The organism is Paludisphaera borealis (assembly GCF_001956985.1).
GTDB lineage: Bacteria > Planctomycetota > Planctomycetia > Isosphaerales > Isosphaeraceae > Paludisphaera > Paludisphaera borealis.
Genome location: NZ_CP019082.1, coordinates 4,467,812 through 4,491,197, shown reverse-complemented (window position 1 = coordinate 4,491,197; position 23,386 = coordinate 4,467,812). Strand labels below are relative to the sequence as shown.

Annotated in this window: 13 protein-coding genes; 7 read left to right on the top strand and 6 right to left on the bottom strand. The window is 67.5% G+C overall.

All coding sequences use genetic code 11. The features are described 5' to 3' along the window. Window positions 1-127: 127 nt before the first annotated feature. The 4 genes from BSF38_RS17485 (at window position 128) to BSF38_RS17470 (ending at window position 4,730) form a co-directional block, all read left to right on the top strand. Window positions 128-2,209 carry a glycoside hydrolase family 172 protein gene (locus BSF38_RS17485; RefSeq protein ID WP_083713033.1) on the top strand — a complete coding sequence of 694 codons (2,082 nt, stop codon included), beginning with the start codon at window positions 128-130 and terminating at the stop codon, window positions 2,207-2,209. A 125-nt stretch (window positions 2,210-2,334) separates the two neighbouring features. Beyond that, on the top strand, window positions 2,335-2,868 hold the full coding sequence (locus tag BSF38_RS17480; RefSeq protein WP_237170501.1) for an RNA polymerase sigma factor: 534 nt from the start codon (window positions 2,335-2,337) through the stop codon (window positions 2,866-2,868). Then, a complete protein-coding gene (locus BSF38_RS17475; protein ID WP_076347727.1) occupies window positions 2,861-3,541 on the top strand; it encodes a hypothetical protein in 681 nt (226 codons plus the stop codon). The genes BSF38_RS17480 and BSF38_RS17475 overlap by 8 nt, the downstream gene beginning before the upstream one ends. A gap of 73 nt (window positions 3,542-3,614) precedes the next feature. Next, window positions 3,615-4,730: a PDZ domain-containing protein gene (locus BSF38_RS17470; RefSeq protein ID WP_168189403.1), complete on the top strand. Its 1,116-nt coding sequence runs from the start codon at window positions 3,615-3,617 to the stop codon at window positions 4,728-4,730. A 226-nt stretch (window positions 4,731-4,956) separates the two neighbouring features. On the opposite strand, the gene BSF38_RS17465 is transcribed toward BSF38_RS17470, so the two are convergent. After that, window positions 4,957-6,840 (bottom strand): ABC transporter ATP-binding protein, encoded by a 1,884-nt coding sequence (locus tag BSF38_RS17465; protein ID WP_076347723.1) that lies wholly within the window; start codon window positions 6,838-6,840, stop codon window positions 4,957-4,959. Between the two features lie 468 nt (window positions 6,841-7,308). On the opposite strand from BSF38_RS17465, the gene BSF38_RS17460 reads away from it, so the two are divergent. Continuing rightward, complete coding sequence (locus BSF38_RS17460; RefSeq protein WP_145952193.1) at window positions 7,309-7,569, top strand: hypothetical protein; 261 nt, start codon at window positions 7,309-7,311, stop codon at window positions 7,567-7,569. A gap of 232 nt (window positions 7,570-7,801) precedes the next feature. Here the strand turns inward: BSF38_RS17460 and BSF38_RS17455 are convergent, their stop codons facing one another. Then, window positions 7,802-16,246 (bottom strand): GH36-type glycosyl hydrolase domain-containing protein, encoded by an 8,445-nt coding sequence (locus BSF38_RS17455; RefSeq protein WP_083713031.1) that lies wholly within the window; start codon window positions 16,244-16,246, stop codon window positions 7,802-7,804. A gap of 322 nt (window positions 16,247-16,568) precedes the next feature. On the opposite strand from BSF38_RS17455, the gene BSF38_RS17450 reads away from it, so the two are divergent. Next, entirely contained in the window at window positions 16,569-18,113 is a 1,545-nt protein-coding gene (locus BSF38_RS17450) for a radical SAM/SPASM domain-containing protein (protein WP_168189402.1), read from the top strand. 64 nt (window positions 18,114-18,177) lie between these two features. On the opposite strand, the gene BSF38_RS17445 is transcribed toward BSF38_RS17450, so the two are convergent. Then, window positions 18,178-18,882 carry a PEP-CTERM sorting domain-containing protein gene (locus BSF38_RS17445; RefSeq protein ID WP_076347717.1) on the bottom strand — a complete coding sequence of 235 codons (705 nt, stop codon included), beginning with the start codon at window positions 18,880-18,882 and terminating at the stop codon, window positions 18,178-18,180. Between the two features lie 339 nt (window positions 18,883-19,221). Here BSF38_RS17445 and BSF38_RS17440 point away from each other — a divergent pair, with 339 nt between their 5' ends. Beyond that, the gene (locus BSF38_RS17440) at window positions 19,222-20,760 is read left to right on the top strand and encodes an RNA polymerase sigma factor (protein WP_168189401.1); all 1,539 of its coding nucleotides are present in this window, start codon (window positions 19,222-19,224) and stop codon (window positions 20,758-20,760) included. Between the two features lie 257 nt (window positions 20,761-21,017). On the opposite strand, the gene BSF38_RS17435 is transcribed toward BSF38_RS17440, so the two are convergent. Genes BSF38_RS17435 through BSF38_RS17430 form a run of 3 tightly spaced genes read right to left on the bottom strand, consistent with a single transcriptional unit; the run spans window position 21,018 to window position 23,343 of the window. Next, window positions 21,018-21,788, bottom strand: a complete 771-nt coding sequence (locus BSF38_RS17435; protein ID WP_076351039.1) for an SDR family oxidoreductase — start codon at window positions 21,786-21,788, stop codon at window positions 21,018-21,020. 8 nt (window positions 21,789-21,796) lie between these two features. Continuing rightward, complete coding sequence (locus BSF38_RS31380; protein WP_168189276.1) at window positions 21,797-21,943, bottom strand: MFS transporter small subunit; 147 nt, start codon at window positions 21,941-21,943, stop codon at window positions 21,797-21,799. A gap of 47 nt (window positions 21,944-21,990) precedes the next feature. After that, window positions 21,991-23,343, bottom strand: a complete 1,353-nt coding sequence (locus BSF38_RS17430; RefSeq protein WP_076347713.1) for an OFA family MFS transporter — start codon at window positions 23,341-23,343, stop codon at window positions 21,991-21,993. Window positions 23,344-23,386: the final 43 nt, after the last annotated feature.

Here is a 23,386-nt window from a genome sequence, read left to right as displayed (position 1 = left end):
TCCATCCACCGGCAAGAACCTCAAGCTCGGGCCTGGTCCTTGCCAGCCGCCCCCGTGTTTGATTCGATGGTGGGAGTGCGAGGGAAGACAAGGAACGCGCCCGATCGATTCGCGAGGAGTTCCATCCATGTCCAACGTAGCTCGACGCTGCTTGCTGTGTTTCGCCGTCGCGGGCGCGCTCGCGGCGCCCGCCCGGGCCGACGACGGGCCGACGGTCACGGTGGAGAGCCTGCTGCGGAGGATGGTCGACCTCTCGTGGCTCGCCCAGCCTCCCGCCGCCGGCGAGCGCTCGGTCATGTTCTCCAGCTACGACCGCGCCAGCAAGCTCGAAGGCGACACGATCGTCAACCCGTTCGCCAACGGCGATCGCGGCCACTACCTGCGGGTCGAAGGCGAGAGCGGCCATCGCGAATGGGTGCTTGCCGAATCGAAGGGCCCCGGCTACGTCTCGCGGATCTGGTCGGCCAACCCCGACGGCGAATTGCGGATCTACATCGACGGGTCCGACAAACCGGCGCTCGCCGGGCCGTTTGCGAGCATCACCAACGGCGAAATCGAGCCGTTCTCGGCCCCGTTCGGCCACGACGCCTCGCGCGGGCGCAACCTGTATTTTCCGTTCCCGTTCGCCCGGGCGATCAAGATCACGACCACCAAGGGCGACCAGTATTACCAGGTGAACGTGACGACGCTCCCCAAGAACACCCAGGTGGAAAGCTACTCGCCCGAGGTCCTCGCGCGGGCGGGTGGGACGATCGCGAACACACGCCGCGCGCTGCTGGAATCGCCCTTGGCGCGGTTCTCGGGCGACCTGGCGGCATCGCAGCCGTTCAGACTGCGGCCGGGCCACTCCACCGAGATCATCCCCACCCGCAACCCCGGCGACCGCCCCGGCGCGATCACCGCTCTGCTCTGCCAAATCTCGCGGTCGAATCTCGACGACGACGCCCTCGCCGACGTCCTGGCCCGCACGTTATTGACCATCACGTTCGACGACGCGGTGACGCCGCAGGTCGCCACGCCGCTCGGCGACTTCTTCGGCAGCGGGCCGGGGCTCAATCATTTCCAGATGGCCGTCAACGAGGTCGGCGACAGCGCCGCGATGATCGCGCGGTGGCACATGCCTTACCAACACTCAGCACGGATCGGCCTGAAAAATCAATCGGATCACGCGGCGGACGTCGTGATCCGCGCGAACATCCACGAAGATCCCTCGAACGCCGGCAAGCTCACGTTCCACGCCCGATGGCGGAGCGACGAGGTCCTGCGAACCAAGAAGGCCGAAGGCACGCTCGACTGGCCGGCGCTTCGGGTCAAGGGCGGGGCTGGGCGGTTCGTCGGCCTGTTGTGCAACATCTACAACCCGACTCCGGCCTGGTGGGGCGAGGGGGACGAGAAGATCTACGTCGACGGCGAGAAGTTTCCCAGCACGTTCGGCACCGGCACCGAAGACTATTTCGGCTACGCCTGGGGCGATACGCATCCTTACATGAACCCATTCCACAGCCAGACGCGGAGCGACGGGCCGGGGAGCAAGGGGAACACCAGCAACGTCCGGCACCAGATCCTCGACTCCGTGCCGTTCCAGAAGTCGCTCGACTTCGATATCGAAGTCTGGCACTGGGAGGCCGTGACGATCCAGTACGGGACCCTCGCCTACTTCTACGCCGCGCCCGGGGCGACGATCGCCCCCGACGTACCCAACCTGTCGAGCCGGACGGTCCGCCCCCGGCCGCCGGTGAACCGCGAGCCGGGCGCGATCGAGGCCGAGAGCCTTAAGGTGCGCGGCAAGACGGCCGGCGACGTCCACAACCAGGACATGACCCAGTTCGGTGACGCCTGGTCGGGTGCGCAGCAGCTCTTCTGGATCGTCCGCGAGCCCGGCGCGCGGCTCGACCTGGAGGTTCGCGTCGAGCAGGACGGCACTTACGCCCTCTGGGGCGGGTTCACCAAGGCTCCCGACTACGCGATGGTCCAGCTCGCCCTCGACGGCAAAGACCTCGGCCGGCCGATCGATCTTTACGCACCGGGAGTCGTCCACTCCGGGGCCGCCGCGCTCGGCGTCCTCTCGCTCGAAGCCGGCACGCACGTCCTCAGCCTCACCATCGCCGGCAAAAACCCCAAAAGCACCAGCTACCTCGTCGGCCTCGACTGGCTCAAGCTCGCGCCGACGCAGACCATCTTGCCCGCCCCGATCAAGCCGCGCCGATAAGATCTCGGGCGGCGATCTCCGAAAATACCTCCGCTCCCTGCAAGGATCTCGCCGGTGGCGGCAACTTTCTTTGCACCATGAGCGAGTTGGACCCCAAACAACGGATTGGAACCGAGGGCTCGACCATGCCCGACTGGGGGGACGTACTATCGGCCCACGACGGTTGGCTGCGGCGCGTGGTCGCCACCCGGCTGCGCGAGCCGCAGGGGGTCGACGAGGTGATGCAAGAGGTGGCCCTGGCCGTCGTGGCCCAGCGGTCCCCCCTGCTCGACCCCGGGCGGGTCGTCGGCTGGCTCTACCGGCTCGCCGTCCGCCAGACGCTCCTCTACCGCCGCAAGGCGGGCCGGAGGAGGTCGCTGGTCGACCGCTGCGCGACACTTCGGCCCGCGCCGGACGAGGCCCCCGGCCCCTCGCCGCTGGTCTGGCTGTTGCACGACGAACGCCGGGAGATCGTCCAGAACGCCCTGCGGAGCTTGCCCCCGCGTGACGCCGACCTGCTCGCCCTCAAGTATGGCGAAGGCTGGAGCGCTCGCGAGCTGGCCGAACTGCTGGGCGTCGGCATCCCCGCGATCGAGACCCGGCTGATGCGGGCGCGTCGACGGCTGCGGGCGCAGCTCGAATCCCTCGCGACCGACTTCAAGGACCCAAGCCATGATTGACGCCGACCTCGACCTGACCATCGACCGCATCGTCGACGGCGGCCTCTCCCCCGCCCAGCTTCGCGACGCCCTGCACCGGCTCGACGCCGAGCCCGACGGCTGGAAGCGCTGCGCGCTCGCCTTCCTTGAAGCCCAGACCTGGGGCGACGTCCTCCGCGAACCGAGCCGGCCTCAAACGAGCCTAAAGATCGGCCCCGCTCCGACAGCGCGCTCGAAGCGCGTCCGGACGACCCTCGCGGCGGCCGCCGCCCTCGTCGCGTTCGGCATGGGCTGGCTGACCGGCGGACGCGACGAACGGCCGATTGTGCCAGCGCCGACGCTCGTGGCTCACGACGAGCCGGTCGAGACCGTTGCGAAGGCTGACGAGCCCGAAGCGGCTCGACCGGATCCGCCCCCCGCGATCCGGGAGGTCGCCCGGCTTCGGTTCGCGACCGGATCGGCCGATGCGCCGACCGCCGACGTTCCGATCCTCGCCGGCCCGGGGCTCGATTCCCAATGGCTGATGAATCAGCCGATGCCCGTCTCCGACCGCGAGCGCGCCGCCCTGGAACGCCAAGGCTATGCGCTCGACCAGGAGCGCGAACTCGTCGCCATGCCCCTCGCCGACGGCCGTCAAGTCGTCGTGCCCGTCGACCAGGTCCGCCTGCGTTACGTCGGGTCTGAACCGCTGTAGTCGATCGCCCCTCGCGGACGCCTCCGTGACGGCTTCGACGATCCCCTTCGCTCCCTTTACCGAGGAGAATCTGATGCTGCGCCTGCTGCTGTTCCCGCTCGTCGCGTCCATCCTAGCCCCGCTGCCGGTTGACGACGAACCGAAGCCGGCGACCGTGGAGGTCTTGTTGAACCAGAACGGAGTGGAGGTCAAGGAGGACGTCAAAGGCCCTCCCACGGCCTCATCCTTCATCTACTACCCCCAGAACTATGCCACGACAAACTACGCCCCCGCCGGCACCGTCTTCACAGGCGCCGGGCAAGCCTTCACAATCGACTTGAACCCGGATTCGGATCTCAAGCTGGTCGCGCCCGACGACGCACTTCGCGCCCAGCTCAAGCTGCCCAGGGGTCGCGGCCTGGTCGCGACTTCGGTGCGCGTCCACGGTCCCGCCTGGGAGGCCGGCGTCCGCGAGAACGACATCCTCATGACGCTGGACGACGTCTATCTGGACAAGCCGGAGGACCTCGAACAGAAACTCAAGCAAGCGGGCGACAAACGGTTGACCCTGAGCCTGCTCCGCAAGGGGATGACGGTCGACCTGAATGTTCAGCCCGAGGTGCGGATCACCCTGGGGCCGGTACCGTCGGAAACCACGACATTCTGGATCGGCGTGAACGTCGCGGCGCTCGAGCCGGCGTTGCGCGCCCAGCTCGACATCCCGGATCATCAGGGGTTGGTCGTCACGGCCGTCGCCGATGGCAGCCCGGCGGCCAAGAGCGATCTCAAGGTCAACGACGTGATCCTGACCGTCGCCGGGAAGCTCCAGATGGACCAGGGGGGGCTCTCCGAGGTGGTGCAGAAGAACGGCGACAAGCCGCTCGCCATCGAATACCTGCGAGAGAGAATGCGACACACGACGCAGATCACCCCGGAGAAGAAGGCGACCAAATTCAGGGTGACGAGAGTGCGCGAGCCGTTCCTCGGCGCAACGGTCATGCGCCCGGGCGTCGTCCAGAACGACGCGTCAGCGTCATTCGCATGGCGCCAGGCGGTCGGCCACTACCGGGACGAGCTGTCCAAGCACAATCCCAAGTCCGTCGCTGGAGTCGACGCCTCAGCCAGGCGAATCGACGAGATGGCCTCTGAGATCAAGGAGCTGCGCCAGGCGATCGACGGCCTCCGCAAGGCCCTCGAAGACCGGAAGTGACGCGCGGAAGCCGGTGCGAGCACGCCTTCTCCCGAGAGGAGAAGGGAATTCGCATCGCTAGAGCGGTTTGCGTCTGGGTTGCGCACGTAGGGGCGTCCCTTGTGGGCGCCCGATCGGCGTCGGCGACTGCGGCGGCCCCCGCAATTCGGGCGCCCACAAGGGACGCCCCTACAGTAATGCGGTCTTCCGGATAACCCGGCTGTGCGCAACTCAAAGGTGAACCGCTCTAATTCGTCTCGCGTTCGCCGGCGGCCTCGACGGCTTCCTCGTCGGGGTCGAGGATGCCGGAGACGGCGGAGCGGACGAGGTCGGCGAAGGCGCCGTCGGCCTGGACGAGGTCGCCGTACGAGCCGGTCTCGACGACCTTGCCGTCCTCGAAGACGATGATCCGATCGGTCTCCAGCAGGGTCGTCAGCCGGTGGGCCACGAGGATCACCGTGCGGTCGGCCCGCGCGACGTTGATGGCCTTCTGGACGAGCCGCTCGCTGATGTTGTCGAGGGCCGAGGTCCCCTCGTCGAGGATCAGGATCGGCGGGTTCTTGAGGAAGATCCGCGCGAGCGCCAGCCGCTGCCGCTGGCCTCCCGAAAGGTTCTGCCCGCGCTCGGCGACGCGGGCCTTGTAGCCGCCGGGCATCATCAGGATCTCTTGATGGATGCAGGCCGATTCGGCGGCCTGGCGGATCGCCTCGGGCGAAGCGCCGGTGCATCCGTAGGCGATGTTCTGCGCGATCGTGCCGGCGAATACGAACGGGTTCTGGCCGACGTAGCCGACGAGGTCGCCGATCGACTCGCGCGAGACGCTCGCGAGCGGCACGCCGCCGAACTCGACCTTGCCGCCGGTTGGGTGGATCAGCCGCATCAAGACGCGCAGCCAGGTCGTCTTGCCGCACCCCGACCGCCCCGCCATGCCGATCGTCTCGCCGTGGCGGATCACCAGCGACGCCCCGTTGAGCGCCGGGCGGCCGGTCTCGGAGGCGTGGCGATACTTGACCTCGACGTCCTCGGCGACGAACAACGGCTCGCCCAGGGTCAGAACCGGCGTACGGGGGTCGACAGGCTTGAACGACGGGTCGACAGGCTCGCGCAACAGCTCGATCAGGTCGCCCACGCGGATGCTGCTCTCGTGCGCCTCGTCGATGAACCGGTGAACCTCGTTCAAAGGAGCCATGACGTTCAAGTAAAGAACCGAGAACGTCAGGATGTCGCCGTGGGTGATCTGCCCCTGAAGGTACAGGTAGACGGCGAAGGCGAGAACGAGGATGTGGAAGAAGCCCTCGTTGAGCGCCTTGCCACAGCCGAACAGCGACATCTCGAAATGGTGCCGCAGCTCCTTGCCGCGGCGGGTCTCGGCGGCCTTGGCCACGCGGCGGGTCTCGCGGCGGTGGGTGTTCGCGGCGCGGACGTAGTCGATGCCGGTGAGCTGCTCGACCACCGTGCCGTCCATCTTCTCGCGGGTCCGCAGCAGGTCGAGCCGGATGCCCTTCTGAGTGACAAGCTGGGCGACCGTCAGGCCGAGCGAGATCGGCACGACGCCGACCATCGCCAGTGCAATCCACGGCTGCTTGGCCAACGTCGCGGCGACCGCGAACCCGCCGGTGAACAAGGCCGGGACGAAGTCGAGGAAGCTGATCCGCAAGAACCGCACGAACCCATCGGCGCTGCGCGTCACCCGGCCGTAGAGCGCCCCCACCTGGTCCTCGGCCAGCGAGGCGAGGTCGACCTTCATCAAGTGCGCGACCAGGCGCACACACATATCCTTATCGATCCGGGTGCAGGTGTTTTCGACCAGATAGCGGCGGAACACGTTCATCGTCTCGCGGACGATGTAGGCCACGCCGATCAGCCCGAGGTAGAGCCCGGCGGTGCGGGCGATCTGATCGCGCGCGGTCGACTGGACGTTCGACGGGTTGACCGACTCGAACAGCTTGCCCAGGTAGATCGGGATCGCCGTGCCCGCCGCGCTGGCGAGGCACATGACGACGAGTGCGAATCCCAGGGCGCAACGGTGCCGCCACGGCACCAGCCGCCAGACCTGCCGCCCGCGCCGGCGGATCTGCCCCAGCTCGCGGCCGACGTCCCGCAATCCCTTCCATTTACTCTGTCGCGACATCGCAGCTTCATCCTTCGAACACGTCCGCAAGCTAGACTCGATCCGAGCCCGTCACCGTTCCCAGGAGATGGTACGTCTCCCGGAGGCCGACCATCGAAGAATCGTACGCCGCGACCGCAAGATTCGTCGACCCGTCCTCCCGGACGACGACCGGACCATGCGAGGAGGCATTCGCCGAATTAAAAAAACTTGCGGCGGATTATCCCACGAGTTCGGCCTGAAATTCGTACTGATTAGGAGACGGCGACGATCACCCGGTGGAGACCGGACCGGCGACCGGATGTTCGAGGTTTACACAATTCATGTTAAACACTTGTTTACGGATGGTGCCGGGCGATTTCTTCTCGTCACATCGCGGGATCGCCTGAAAAAACCGCCATTCGGCGCACTGATTGCTACGCCCTATCGCAGGACGTTTCGTCAGGCTTTGCAGGAAGGATCTGTTTTATGACTCAAAGAGAGGGTTACTTGAGTTCCTTGTTGATCGCCGCGGAATCGACCATCGCCCCGCAGCCCGTCGACGCGCCCAGCGTCCGCAGGCCGTCGCCGTCGCGGCTCGTCGCGACCGACCGCCGGACTCCGGCCCCGCGTGAAGAGGCCCTCGTCGTCGACGAGCGCTCCGGCCTCCGGCCCGCCCACGTCGTCGAAACCAAACTCACGCGGATGCTCAAAGAAGGCTCCCTCCCGGCCAGCCACCTCCAAATGCGAGGCCTGCTCCGAACGCGCTGAGCGCATTCATTCATGACAACGCGTTCGACATCACCTCGTGATCGAATCGACACGGAATTACGCTTCGCGGTGGGGCCGAGGCGCCGGCGAATGAAACGCCGGTTGGCCAGGCCCCTGATATACAAGCCCGAAGCGCCCGAGTGCATAATTCCGACGGCCTCCGCTCAACCCAACGCCCGCGAGCCGATGCACTCGCTGGCGCTTCGGGCTTGTATCAGAGGGTTGACGATCCTCAGCCGGTCACCACGACCCGCACCTGATGCGTCCGGCCGTCGTCGACGAGCATGATCTCGGGAGTTTCCTCGTCGCGTTCGTCCGACCTGACGACTTCGATCCGGTAGGTCGTCGCCCCATATCGATAGACGATCTGGAACCGTTCCCAGCTCGCCGGAATTCGCGGGGCGATGATCAGGCGATCACCGCGACGGTGGAAGCCGAGGATCGTTTCCAGGCCGATCCGGTACAGCCAGCTTGCCGATCCTGTGTACCAGCTCCAGCCCCCCCGACCCACGTGCGGGGGCTTGCTGAACACGTCGCCGGCCAGGACGTAGGGCTCGTTTTTGTAACGCGCGACGTCGTCTTTACAAAGTGCGTGGTTGATCGGATTGAGATACGCGAATAGCTTCACAGCCAGATCGCCTCGCCCCAGGAGCGCGGCGGCCTCGACGACCCAGGCGGCGGCGTGCGTGTATTGGGCCCCGTTCTCACGCGTGCCGGGGACATAGCCCTGGATGTAGCCGGGATCGGGCGACGAGCAGTCGAACGGCGGGGCGAGGAGCAAGATCAGCTTGTCGGCGTCGCGGACGAGATGCTCCAGCACGGCGGCCGTCGCGACGTCGCATCGCGCGGCGTCGGCGCCGGCGATCACGGCCCATGATTGGGCGATCGAGTCGATCCGGCACTCGTCGTTCGCGGCCGACCCCAGAGGCGCGCCGTCGTCGAAGTAAGCGCGACGATACCAGCCGCCGTCCCAGCCCTCGCGCTCGACGGTCTCCATCAGGTCGACGGCCTGGCGGCGATAAGATTCGGCCCGGTCGGCGTCGCAGACTTCGGCGAATCGTCGGAGGACGACGATCAGGAACCAGGCCAGCCAGACGCTCTCGCCGCGGCCTTCGATCCCGACCCGGCTCAACCCGTCGTTCCAGTCGCCGCCGCCGATCAACGGCAGCCCGTGCGGCCCGCGCTCGCCCGAGCGGTCGAGCGCCCGGACGCAGTGGTCGTGGAGCGTCGCCGACTGGGCGGAAACCGCCGGCAGCCGGTAGTCGTCGTCCTGACCGGCGGCCAGCGTGGGGGCTTCGAGGTACGGCGCAACGGCCTGGAGAATCGCCCGGTCGCCGGTCGTCGCGATGTAGTGCGCGACGGCGAACGGCAACCACAGGTAGTCGTCGGAGCACCGCGTGCGAACCCCTCGGCCCGACGGCGGATGCCACCAGTGCTGGACGTCCCCCTCGACGAACTGACGCGAGGCCGACAGCACGATGTGCGCGCGGGCGGCGTCGGGAGCGGCGTGGCAAAGGGCCATGACGTCCTGAAGCTGGTCGCGGAAGCCGAACGCCCCGCCCGACTGGTAGAACGACGTCCGGCCCCAGAGGCGGCAACTCGTCGTCTGGTACAGCAGCCAGCGGTTCAAAAGCAGGTCGAAGGCCGGGTCGGGCGTCTGGACCTGGACGGTCCCGAGGATCGCGTCCCAGTGGGCTTTCACGCGGTCGAGCACCGCCCCCGCGCCGGCCGCTTTGTGGCGGGTAATCAGGTCGCGGGCCTCGGCCGGACCATCGGCCCAGCCGAGCAGGAAGACGACCTCTTGAACCGCGCCGGGCGCGAGGTCGAACTTCGTCTGGATCGCGCCGCAGGGGTCGAGGGCGGGGCCGACGCGGCCGGAAAGCTCGACCTGGCCGAGGGCCGAGGGGTTGGCGATCGACCCGTGGCGGCCGAGGAACTCGCCTCGGTCGCCGGTGACGGTCCGGGGCCGGCGGTCGACGTCGAGGAACGCGACCCCGTCGCCGAACTCGTCGCGAAACGCGTTGCGGGCCAGGATCGCGCCGGTGTCGGCGTCCAGTTCGGTGACGACGTGCATGGCCGAACGGTCGCGATTGGTGCCGAGAACCCACTCGGCGTACAGCGTGGCCGAGAGCCGTCGCGGCCGTCCGCTCGCGTTCGTGACCCGCAGCCGGAAGAACTTGACCGACGCGTCGGGTGCCACGAACAGCGTCAGCTCGTGCGCGATTCCGTGGCTGTTGCGCTCGAAGGTCGTATACCCCTGGCCATGGCGGACGAGAACCGGACCGGTCGAGGGGACGGGCAACGGCGTCGGGCACCAGACCTGTCCGGCGTCCTCGTCGCGGAGGTAGACGACCTCGGCCGACGGGTCGGAGACCGGATCGTTGCTCCAGGAGGTCAGGCGGTTGGTCTGGCTGTTGCCGGCCCAGGTGGTCTGCGCGCCGCTCTCGGTCGTCAGGAACCCGAACGTCGGGTTGGCGACGACGTTGCTCCAGGGTGCCGGCGCGAGCGCCGGGCGGGGCAACGGCTGACGTCCCGCATGGCTTGATGGATCGCCGCCGGCCCGTTCCGGAGTGTCGATCAGAATCAGATATTCGCGACCGTCGGCGCTGAAGCCGCCCAGTCCATTGGCGAACAGGAGGCCATCGGGCAAGGCGATGGGCGTGTCGCGCCAGGGGCCGTCCGGGGGCGAGGCCGTGAGCGGATCGGGGAGCGCCGGGGACCATTCGAGGTGATCGAGCTGGGCCGAAAGCGGCCCGCGCGCGGCGTCGAGGACGACCCGGGCCGCCGCCCGCAGCAGCCCGCGCGCCGAGTCGTCGAGGGCCGCCGTCCGGATCAGGAAGATCCCGGCCTCGCGGGCCAGGGCTTGCAACGGCTCGTCGAGCGCGCCGTCGCGGCCGTCGTAGAGCAGGACGAGATCGAATTCCAGCCCCTTGATCCGCAGGAAGTCCTGGGCGGCGGCGAGCTGTCGGACCGTGGTCAATTCGGACGCCTCGCCCAGCCGGGCGACGACGATCGGCCGGTGGAGGTTGAGCCCGAGGCGGCTGAAAACCACCGGCGCCGGCTCGGCCGGTTCGAGCAGGTCCGGGCGACCGCGCAGGGTCGGGCCGGCGAACAGCAGATGCGAGGCCAGCCGCTGGAACAGATGGCCTTCCTCGGGCGACCACTGGCGGTGCCCGTGCTCGGCCTGGCGGTGCGCCCAGGCCAGCTCGAACGCCCTCGCCGCGGCGCTGAAGCCGTGGTACTGGTCGGCCAGCGCGAGCGCCCCGGCGCGGTTGTCGGCGACCGCCGTCGTGAAGGCCAACACGGCCGAGCCGCCCGGCGCGAGCGTCACGCGACGTCGCAGGCTGAAGATCGGATCGAGCACCGCCCCGGTCGTCCCCGAAAGGGCCGAGCCCGGATCGAGGGCGGCGGGATCGGCGGGGGTCCGGCCCCGGCCCAAAAACCGGGCGCGGTCGGTCTCGTAGCCGACTTCCCCCTCGACCGCGCCCCCCGGCGCCGAGCCGTCGGCGGCGATCACGTGGACGGCCCAGAGCGGCTGGTCGCGCGGCGACCTGGGACGGCGGCGGCAGAGCAAGGCCGACGATTCGGCGATCCACTCCGTCTCCAGGAACAGCTTGTGGAACGCCGGGTGCGCCAGGTCGGCGTCGTGCGAGGCCAGCACGGCCTCGGCGTAGCTGGTGACTTCGAGCGTGCGCGGGCGGGTGCCGTGGTTGGTGAGGGTCAGGCGGCGGACCTCGGCGAGCTGCTCGGGCGAGACGGTCACTTCCATCCGCGTCTCGATCTCGCCGTCACGACGGCGGAACGACGCCTTGTCGACGGCGAAGACGATCTCGTCGTCGTCCGCCGGCCGGCAGACGGGCTGAAACCCGGCCGACCAGAACAGCCCGCTCGACGCGTCGCGGACGTAGACGAACTGGCCCCAGGCCTCGCGGGTGGGGTCTTCGCGCCATCGGGTCACGTCGACGCCGCGACACGCGCTCGACCCCGAGCCGGCGTTCGTGACCATCACATGATACTGCGAGTTCGACAGCAGATGCGTCCGGGGCGCGAGCGTCGCCGGCGTGGTCAACCGGCGGCTCAAGAGGCTCGCCGACACCGGCCGTTCCGCCGGGGTCGCGCTGGAATCCTCCGACTCGGCGGCGGTCTCGGCGTCGACGTCGATCAGCGGCGTATCGCGGGGGACGCGCTCTTGCAGCAGCAGCTCGGCCGCGCGGACCATGGGCTCGGCATGGAACCGACGCGGCATGGCGTCGCCGAGCAACACGTTCGCGACCGCCACGAGGCTCATCCCCTGGTGGTGGCTCATATAAGATTTCACCACAACCGACCGCTGGCCGGGCGTGAGGCGGTCGGCCGTGTAGTCGATCGCCTCGTAATAGCCGTAGATCCCCTCGCCGCCCTCGGCCGTCAGCCGCTTGAGGTTGTCGACGGCCTCGCGCGGCGCGACCATCGTGGCCATCGCGGTGGCGTAGGGGGCGATCACCCGGTCGCGGTCGAGCCCCTGCTTGAGGCCCAATCCCGGCGCGCCGAACGCCTGATAGCGGTAGTCGCCTTCCAGGTACTGCGAGGCGAACGCCGATTCGGAAATCCCCCACGGCAGGCCGAGCTGGCGGCCGTACTCGATCTGGCGGGCGACGGCCGTGCGGGCGGCCTCGGCCAGCAGCGTGGTCGGCAGGCTCTTGAGCAAGAGCCGGGGCATCAGGTACTCGAACATCGTCCCGCCCCAGGAGATCAGGCCGATTTTGCCCGCCGCCTTGATGTACGGCCGGCCGAGCTGGAACCAGTGCTTGCGCGGGGCGTCGCCGCGCGCGACCGTCAGGTAGCTCGTCAACGCCGACTCCGACGCCAGCAGGTCGTAGCACGCGCCGTCGAGCCTCCCCTGCGCCAGGTTGCAGCCGATCGCATAAAGGTTCCGCTCGGTCTTGTACAGCGGCCCGAACTCCATCGCCCGGCCCATCGCGTCGGCCCGGTCAGCCAGGCTCTTGAGGCGTGGCGACAGGTCGCCCGCGTCCAGATCGGCCCGGTGCGTCTGGATCTGCGCCAGCAACCGGCGCGACCAAAGCTGCGCGGAATCAGCCTTCGACGCGACCGATTCGACGAGCCGCGCCGCCTCGTTCTCCAGCCGTTCGAGCCGGCTTCGCCACGCGGGAAGGTCGTCGCCGGGCTCGACAAGGATCAGCTTGAACCGTGTTCCGGCAACGCCCCCCTCGATCGCCAGTCTCAGTGCATCGGCCAGGCCCGCCGTGACGGCCGGCGAAAACGTCGGCGCGTTGAGCTTCTCAAGCAGCCCTTGCCGCAGCGCCACGAGGCAGCCGAGCATGTTGCCGCTGTCGACGGTCGAGATATAGGCAGGAGGCAACGGTTCCAACGTCTGGGTGTCGTACCAGTTGTAGAAGTGTCCCCAGTGGGTTTCGAGCCGGTCGAGCGTGTCGAAAGTCCTCTCCAGGCGCCCGACCATCGCCCCGAGGGAGAGATAGCCGAGGTCGTGCGCGGTGAGGGTCGAGGCCAACAGCAGCCCCATGTTGGTCGGCGAGGTTCGGTGGGCGATCCGGCCGTCGGGGTATTCCTGGAAGTTGTCGGGCGGAAGCCAGTTGTCGTCGTCGCCGACGAACGTCTCGAAGTACCCCCACGTCTTCCGGGTCAGCCGTCGAAGCGCCAAGCGGTCGGCCTCGGTCAGCAGCGATTGGGTCGTCGGCAGCGGCCGGCTGATCCACCACGCGACGACCGGCGACAGCAACCAGGCCGCGAGGATCGGGCCGGCGACCCAGAGGGACGACGGACGAACCCATCCAACCGCGACCAGGATCAACGCCGCGATGACCGACGACTGCCACATCGTCTTCGCGAAGTCGCGAAGCTCGCCGCCGAGCCGCTGCTCGGCCGACGCCGCCGTCTCCCATTCGAGCATCCGTTTGCCGCTCACGAACTGCCGGTACAGCGTCCGCGCGATCGCGTCGCCCGCCAGCCGGGCCTGATCGGGCAGGAGGACGAGCGACAGGAGCGCCTGGCCTCCCAGCGACGGCAGGCTGTCACGCCACGCCTTGAACGGCGCCAGCGATCCGCTCCGGATCGCCCCCATCGTCACGGCCGTCGACCACTTGACCAGCGGCAGACCCACCACCGCCAGGGCGAGGACCGTCCAGAGCCACGCCGGGCCCGGCGCGATCATCCAGCCCAACGCCAACATCGTCACGAGCGCGAGTGGGACCAGGCTGCGACGGAGGTTGTCGAACAACTTCCATCTTTCGAGCGTCGGCAGCGGGTTCGGCCGGCTCCCTGTCGGCATCGGCACACGCGGAGCCAACCACGGCAGCAGTTGCCAGTCGCCCCGAATCCAGCGATGCTCGCGCCGGGCGTAGGCGTGGTATCGCGCGGGGAAGTCGTCGAACACCTCGGTGTCGCTGAGCAAGCCGCAGCGGACGTAGTTGCCCTCGATCAGATCGTGGCTCAAGATCCGGTTTTCCGGGAAGATCGACCCCGTCGCCTCCTCGAAGGCGTCGACGTCGTAGACCCCCTTGCCCGTGAAACTGCCGACGTCGAACAGGTCCATGTAGGCGTCGGACGCCGCCGTCGAGTACGGGTCGATACCGCCCGACGAGGCCAGGAGCGCCGCGAACCGCGAGTGCGTGGCCGCCGTCAGGTGGAAGCTGACCCGGGGCTGGAGTACGCCGTAGCCCTCGACCACCCGGCCGCTGGCGCGGTCGAATCGCGGCTGGTTGAGCGGGTGCGCAATCGTGCCGACGAGCCTTCCCGCCGTGTCGCGCGGCATCTGGGTGTCGGAATCGAGCGTGATCACGAACCGGAATCGAGGCAAGGTCGACGGATCAACGCTGAAGACGTTGTAACTACCGCTCACATCTCCGCGCAACAGCTTGTTGAATTCCGAAAGCTTGCCGCGCTTCCGCTCCCAGCCCATCCAGACCCCTTGCGACGGGTTCCAGAGCCGCCGCCGATGGAACAGGTAGAAGACGTCGGGCTCGCCGGCCGCCGCGTACCGCGCATTGAGCGTCCGAACGCGGGCGAGCGCGTCGTCGATCAACTTCTGATCGTCGGGCATGTGCTCCTGGGGAGCGTCGGCGAAGTCGGTCAGCAGTGCGAACCGGAGGTTCGGGTCGGGGTTCGACAGGTAGTGGATTTCGAGCCGTTCCAAAAGCGCCGGCGCGTTGTTCAGCTTCGCGAGCATCGTCGGGATGACCACGAACGTCCGAAACTCGTCGGGAACGCCGTCCTTGAACTCCAGCTTGGCCAGCACCTTGGGGGGCAAGAGGATCGTCAGAAAATGGTTGATCAGGCCGACGGCCAACTCACTGACGACGATCAGGACGGCCAGGCCGAGCAGACCGAGTAGGAAGTCAAAGCGCGAGGGACTCCCCGCAAGGATGAAGACGGCGGTCGAGATCGCGGCCATCACCAAAAAGATCGCGCCGAAGTAGACGAATCGAGGGTGCGCGTGGACCCAGTTCAGCACGCGATCGCGGACCGGCGTCTTGTAGTGGAAGGCGGTGCCGAGGTCGTGGGCGCCCTTGTCGACGAGGTAGTAGGCGACGTTGCCGCGCCGGGGGTTGTGTTCGCCGGCCTCGGCGGCCATCGCCACGGCGCGGCGGGCGACGGCCAGCTCGTCGGCGTGGGACCCGCGCGCGATCCGCTCGACGGCCTTGCGGCAGCGGTCGGACGTGGGAAAGTCTTGATGCGGATAAATGCCCGATGGGTCGTCGCGGAGGATCGCCTGGACGAGGCTGTGCTCCTCGAAATACGCGTTCCAATCGACGGCCGAGAGCAGCCGCAGGCTGATGACGCAGTTGCCGACCGTCACCTGGTTCGCGGCCTGGCGGTGGTGCTCGCGGTCGACGATGTTGTCGGCCTCGTCCCCGTTCGCCTCGATCGCGGCCTTCAGCTTTTGCAGCACGCCGGCCGCGGCAGGGCCGTGGTCGCGCAGCACCTGGATCAGCCGCGCGACGAACGGGCCGCTGAGCCTGCCGAACGACGGCGGGGCGGTCTTGCCGCCGGTTCGGTGCGAGGCGTCGAGGGGCGCGGCGTGGGCCAGCCAGGCGTCGGCCCGATGCCGCTCCTCCCACGACCAGACCATCTGGTCGGCCAGCCGCCGGAGGTTTTCGAGCAGTACCAGCCGGAGCATCGTCGGCAACGCCCAGAGTTCGCCGATCGTCAGCGCGGCCTTGTCCTGGAACGCGGCCACGAACCGATTGATCCGCGCCTCGTCGAGTTCGCTGTCGGTGTGGGCGGCCAGGGCGACCGAGATCGCATAAACGCGCGGGTAGCCCTTGAGCGCCGGCCCGTCGAGCTTGGGCAGGACGACGTCATAGCCGTGCGGCATGTCCTGACGGACTTCCTTGAGAACGTCGTCGACGATGTGGAAGTTGTCGAGCAGCCACTCGACGTCGATCCCACGGATGTGCTCGCCGCCGGCCGTGATCAAGCCGTGGACGCGTCGGAGAACCTTGGCGTTGTCGGCGAACCGCTTCAAGAGCGGGCTGGCCGCGCGCTTCGCCGGCGCCAGCGTGCAAGCCGTCGCCAGCCTCCGCGCCTGCCGTTCGAGCCGATCGAGCCCGAGCAGCTCGCCCCGGATCGGTCCCTCGCGGTTCGGGTCCAGCCGCTCGACGAGCGCCCGCTCCGTGTCGTCGGCCGACTCCGAGGGCGCCTCAATAAACGATGAACTCATGCTGCCTCGTCTCACCAGCCCGGCGCGCGCTCGGGATTGCTTCGCAACCGTTCCGCTCGATGCGCAACGCCACACGGACGATCTTACCAAAAACTCGACGCGAGATGAGCGGGCGACGGCGCGGCCGGGCGAGATCGCACGAACGAAAGAACAAGACGGGGTTGCACGATTGTCCGAAGTCATCTAGGCTGCATCGAAACATCTCTTCTCGTGTCGGCGTCGACTGGCTCGTGACGACTTCCTTCCCTGCGTTCAGCAGCTCCACGACGCGCCCGCACAATCCAGTGCGCCTGCGCCGGAACCTCTTCCCATAGGGAGTTGCATGATGACGATCGCCTGGCTGCGCCATCGCGGGGGTGGGGTGCTTCGAAGGTGTCGCCGTGGCGGGAGGCGACTCTCGGCGCTGGTGACGGGCCGTCGGGCAGCCGGTCGTCGCCACGAGGCCGTCGTCGTCGTCGGCCCGGGTCCCGCCGCGAATCTCGAGCGCATGGAGCAGGCCGCCGCGCTGTATCGCGAGATGATGGGTCGCGAACCGCGCGCCGGGGAGATCGGCGCCTGGGCGGTTCAGTTCCACGACCGGGATCAGACTCAGGCGCTCGACGCGCTCGGCGATTCGCTGCGCGGCGGTCTGGAGTACGAGCGCCTCGTCGGACCGGTCGTCGCGGAGATCAAGACGATCTATTCCCGGTATTACCTCCGCGAGCCGACCCGACACGAGGTCGCCTCGCACCTGGGACGGTTCCGCGCTGAACTTCCGGCCGACGACGACGTCCTCTCGATCATCCGCGCCGGCTCGATTCGCAAGCGCCTGGGGATTCGTCCGCTCCACCTGGAAATGGACGTCATCAACCAGTGCAACCTCCGTTGCGTCATGTGTCATTTCAGCCTGGAATCGGTGTACAAGCAGAAGCGGGTGGACCTCTCGATCGAGGACTTCACCAAGATCGCCGAGGAACTCTTCCCTCTGTGCAAGCACGTTTCGCTCTCGTTCAACACCGAGCCGCTGCTCCACCGCAGGCTCGGCGAAGTCCTCGACATCGCCGGCTCGTATAACGTCCCGGGCCTTTACATGATCACCAATGCGATGCTGTTGAAGCCGGCGGTCGTCGAACGGCTGTCGCGGAACAAGGTGAGCCTGTGCGTCTCCGTCGACGCGGCCGTCAAAGAAACGTACGAGCGCATCCGGGCGGGTGGACGGTTTGAAACGCTGCTCGCCAACATCCGGGCGATCCAGGGCGTCCGCGACCAGGTCGGATCGACCTACCCCCACCTCCACCTGAACTTCGTGCTGATGCGGTCGAACATCACGGAGCTTCCCGACTTCGTCCGGCTGGCGAACGATCTCCAGGTCAAATCGGTGGGAGGCGTGCACCTGGTCCCGTTCGAGGGGACCGACACGCGTCTGGAATCGCTCGAAGGGCACAAGGAACTCTGCAACCGGATGCTCGACGAGGCCCGGGCGATCGGCAAGGAATACGGGATCAACACGTACTTCCCCGCGAATTTCGACCTGGAATCGACCGACCGCGCGCCAACCCGGAACGACAGCCTGCCGGCGCTGCCGGTGGGCGTGGGTGAGGGCGAGAATCGCGTGTCGCGGTGCCAGTTCCCCTGGCACTGGGTCGGCGTCCTCCCCAACGGCGACGTGCGCCCCTGCGGCTGGTGGTACGGCGAGCAGCCGATGGGCAACATCCGATCGCAAACGTTCGAGGAAATCTGGAATTCCGAACGCTACGAGGAACTGCGGTCGGAGCACCGCGACGGCCGGCTCCGCGCCGCCTGCCTGACCTGCCCCGCCGCCGGCCTGGGAAGCGTGAACAGCCCCGACGCCTTCCGCACCAAGCGCCATTTCTTGAGCAAGCCATGAGCGAAGCGAAGGACGAAACCCGAGCCGGTCGGCCGGCGTCCGTCCTTCGCGATGCAAACGCTCGTCAGACCGCGGCCCGGCGGCGACGGGCGAAGATCAGGCCGAAGGCGGTAGCCACGCCGGCCAGCGCCAGCGAGGACGGCTCGGGGACCGCGCCGACGGCGAACCCCGCGACCCGGTTCAGATCCAGCTCCGGCACGCCGGTGATCCGGACGGCGTTGATCGACGCATTCGCGGCGATCCCGAAGCTGCTCAGGTCGATCGACGTCACGAACAAGTTGGCGCTGCCGCCAATGCCGCCGTTGTAGAAATACGAGCTCGCCACCCCCGTGTCGACGGCGAGCCCCGGCCCGAAATCTTGATCCGCGCTGAACGTCGCGCCGCCGTCGGTCGAGACCGCCAGCGTGATCGTGTCGCCGACGCTGAACTGCGACGTGACGACGCCGAGGTCGTACCCCGCGCCGTTCTGGATCGCCGTGTTATAGAGGATCGTATAGACCGGATTACTCAAGTTCCCGATGTTCCCGATGCCGGTCTCGAAGTTGGCGCCCGTCAGATAACCCGACGCCCCGGGATCGACGTTCGTCGTGTTCAGCCAGTTGGAGCCGGCGAACGTCCCTCCGTCGGACTGGATAAGGCTGTCGCCGAACTGCAACGAGTTAAAGTCGAACGAGCCGAGCACGACGTCCGCCGAAGCGCCGGTCGTGACCGCAAGCCCCATAAACGCCGCCACGGAAGCGACCCGAAGCCGAAGACGAAATCCGCCCAATTCACTCTCCTGAAAATTTCAGATTCAACCGCTTTACTCAACCTCATCGCGACACAACCCGGCGATTTACGCAGTTTTTTATCGCAAGAGGCACACCCACTCGATCTGCCGCGGGAACATCATGGTTTGATTACGTTCATCACACAAGCGAGACCTCTTCTTCACAGTCTCTTTTTCACATCATTTAACGTCCTTAATCTTATGCCGGCGTCTCCTCCCGTCCGGGCGCGGGCCTGAAACGCGAGGTTCCGGCGGAAAGTTCAATCCATCGGCCTCGCCCACGGCATTACTCTCTATAGAGGGAAGGGGACGAGCGCGGGCCGGATGGAGGGCGGAGGCGTGGCGAGCCGATCGAACGGGGCGATGTTGCGGCAGCTCGGGACGCTTTTCAATCTGGGGGCGATCGGCGAGCAAACCGACGGCCAGCTTCTGGAGCGGTTCGCGACCCGAGGCGGCGAGGAGGGCGAGCTGGCCTTCGCGGCTCTGGTCGAACGCCACGGGCCGATGGTCTGGCGCGTCTGCCGGTCGACCCTCCGCGATCCGAACGACGCCCAGGACGCCTTTCAGGCGGCGTTCCTCGTGCTGGTTCAAAAAGCGCGGTCGCTCTGGGTCCGCGACTCGCTCGGCCCCTGGCTCCATCGCGTGGCGCACCGCGTCGCCGCGCGGGCCCGCCGCGACGCGGCCCGGCGGCTCGAACACGAGCGGAAAACGGCCGAGGCCCGGCCGGCCGCGACTTCGGACGATCACGGCGACGACGACCTCGCGGCGATGCTCCACGACGAGATCGAACGCCTCCCCGCGCGGTGCCGCGAGCCGTTGATCCTCTGCGACGTCCAGGGCCTGACCCACCAGGACGCCGCCCGGCGGCTCGGCTGGCCGCTCGGCACGGTCAAGACCCGGCTCGCCCGGGCCCGCGAGCTGCTCCGCGGCCGGCTCGCGCGCCGCAACGGACTCCCCTCCGGCCTGCTGATCGCCGCCCCCCGGCTCGCCTCGGCCTTCCGGAACGAGCCGAACGCGCCCGCCGCGCTCCTGGTCGAATCCACGGTTCGGGCCGCAACCGCCGTCGCGACGGGCGAGGCGGTCGCGCTCAAAGTGATCTCGGCGCCCGTCGCCGCTCTGTTCAAGGAGGTGCTCTACGCCATGTTCCTCACCAAGCTCAAAATCGCCTCGGCCATCGTGCTCACCGCCGTCACCGCCGCCGGAGTCGCCGGCGCGGTCGCCCAGTCGGGCGGCGACGAAAAACGCGGCCCCAGCCTGGAGGCGAATCAGCCGCCCCGGGCGACCGCGCCTGCTTCCCGTACGTCCGACACGCCGGATTTCGTCTCGAAGTCGCGCGCGATGATCCTCAAACGGCTCGAAGAGGAAGCCGACGAAGCCTTGTCTAGGTTCAAACGCACCACCAGCAAGGCTCACGCGGCTCGAAAGGACTCGACGAACGAAGGACCGGTCGTGAATCAGGCGAGGAAGGAGTTCCTCGACCTCCAGACTCAGCTCGACAAGATCGACCGGATTCTCTTCGACGTGATCGAGACCCACCAGACCCTGTTCGACTTCTCCGCCGCGCCGCTCAGTGACGCCGCCGATCGAGGTTTCGCCGAGATGCAGGGCATCATCGACCGAGCGGAAGGTGATGCCGAGGTCGGCGCGAGGAAACCGGCCAACTCCGTCGACCCGATGTTCGCTCCCGCGGAGATCCTCCGCGCCAAGAAGCGGGTCGCGTGGGCGCAGATGATGTTCGAGAAAGGATACGTCTCGAAATCCCAGCTCGACGCGGAGATCTCGAGCTTCGAGCGAGCCCTCGCGCAAGCCCAGACCCTCAAGGAACAGAATCTCAAATCAATCGAACGACGGCGGGACGACGCGGCCGTCAAGCCTTGAAGTCGGCGAGGCCTGCATTTGCGTTGCAGAAATCCATCAAGACACGCTGTCGCGAGCATACCTTCTCCCCTTGCGAGAGAAGGCGGCCGAAGGCCGGAGAAGGGGTGGGCGTCATCGGGATTCGTCGAACGCCAGGGCGATTGAAGACCCCTCATCCGCCCCTTCGGGGCACCTTCTCCCCGCTGGCGGGGAGAAGGGAATTCGGCCTCGGCCTGTGTGCAACCCAATAGCAAACCGCGCGAGGCATCCGGGGCGGCTCACCGCGTGGTGTAGCCGCCGTTGGCGAAGATCGTTTGGCCGGTGATCCACCAACCTTCGGTGATCAGGAAGAGGACGATCGGTACGATGTCCTCAATATCGGTTAGGCCGGTCTTGGTGAACTTGCTGAGTGCGGCGGCCGTCTGATTGTAGGCCGCCGACTCCTTGGTCTCCTGGCCGTAGAAGAACGGAGTTTCCATCGGCCCCGGACCGAGCGCCGTCACCGAGATCCCGCGACCGCCGAACTCCTTCGACGCGGCTCGGGTGAAATGCTCGATCGGCGCCTTGCTGCCGGGATAGATCGAATACGAATCGGTGTAGGCCGCGAGCAGCGACGTGACGATCGTGCAGATGGCGCCACCGTCGTTGAGCCGTTTGCCCGCCTCCTGGATGAAGAAGAAGGCGGCCTTCGCGTTGACGGCGAAGCTACGGTCGAACTCGTCCTCGGTGACGTCGACGATCGGCTTCTTGATCACCAGACCCGTCGTGTTGACGGCGAAGTCGACGCCGCCGAACGCTTCGACCGCCTCTTCGAACAGCCCTGCGACGTTGGCCGGCTTCGTGAGGTCCCCCTGGACGGCGGCCGCCTCGCCCCCCGCGTTCTTGATGGTCGCCAGGGTCTTCTCGGCGTCCCCCTTCGTCGCGTCGCCGTGGTAGTGGACCACCACCTTCGCGCCCCGCTCCGCGAGCCGGACGCTCAGCAGCCCGCCCAGGTTCTTCGCTCCGCCGCCGACGACGGCCACTTTGTTCTTCAGTTCATGTCGGCTCATGTCTTTGTTCATTCCTTGGGTGATGATATCGCTTTCGAAGCATCAGGCGCCTGGAACAGCGGCAGCGATTTGACCACGCTCTGGTAGACGCCCCATCCCAGCGGGATCAGCACGAGGAGCCAGGAAGCCGCGATCAACAGCGCCGAGGACTTCATCCGGGGGCGATCCATGGATTCTTTCCGGCTCGGGTCTGGGAGGACGATCAAGTCTCGACTCGGTGATGGAACCGCTCGTCCACGGGGCGGACGAGGAGGTTGCAGACCAACCCGAGCAACAGGAGGCCGGACATCAGGTACATCGTCGCGTTGTACGCTTCGGCCCTGGGGACGCCGTGCGCGATCCGGTAGGTCGAGACGTAGTTGACCAACTGCGGGCCGAGGACCGCGGCCATCGACCACGCGGTGATCAGGCGGCCGTGGATCGCGCCGAGGTGCATGGCGCCGAACAGGTCGCGGAGGTAGGCGGGGATCGTGGCGAAGCCGCCGCCGTACATCGAGATGATCAGGGTCGTGAGCACGACGAACAGGCCCACGCTGTGATACTTCTGGGCCATGGGGACGAGCGCATAGAGGACGGCCCCGAGCAGGAAGAAGACGCCGTAGACGGCCTTGCGGCCCGTCAGGTCGGAGGTCGTCGACCAGAGGAACCGGCCGGCCATGTTGAACAGGCTGAGCAACCCCGCGAAACCGCCGCCGACCGCCGCGGGGACGCCGAACATGTCCTGACACATCAGCGACGCCTGGCCGAGCACGCCGATACCGGCCGTCACATTCAGGCAGAGCACCCCCCAAAGCAGCCAGAACTGCGGCGTCTTCCAGGCGAGATCGACGGAGACGTCCGCGTGCGTGACCAGCTTCTTCGGCTTCACGGCGGGGACGAACCCCTCCGGCCGCCACCCCGGCGCGGGCACGCGGAAGGTGTACGCCCCGAACATCATGAAGACGAAGTAGACGCCTCCCATCACCACGAACGCCTCCTCCACCCCGACCGAGGAGGACGACTTGAAGTAGCCCATCAGCTCGACGCCGAGCGGAGCGCCGATCAGGGCGCCGCCGCCGAACCCCATGATCGCCAGGCCCGTCGCCATGCCCGGCCGGTCGGGGAACCACTTGACGAGGCTCGACACCGGCGCGATGTAGCCGAGCCCCAGCCCGATCCCGCCGACGACGCCGTAGCCGAGATAGAGGAGCCGGATGTCGTGGTGGGCGACGCCCAGGCCGGACAGCCACAGGCCCGAACAGAAGCAACAGGCGCTGGCGTAGATCGCCTTCCTCGGGCCGACGCGCTCGACCCACCGACCGAAGATCGCGGCGGAGAGCCCGAGCATGATCAGGGCGATTGAATAAATCCAACCGACCTGGGGGATGGTCCAGTCCCGCCCCTCGATCGAGTGGTCGACGCCCACGATCCGGGTCAGCGGCCCGTTGAAGACGCTGAAGCCGTAAATCTCGCCGATGCAAAGGTGGACGGCCAGCGCGGCGGGAGGGATCAGCCAGCGGTTGAAACCGGGCGGGGCGATCGTGCGCTCACGATCGAGCAAACGGTGAAGAGACATGAGCAATCGTCCGACTCGTGAATAACCGGCCCATCCCGGCCTC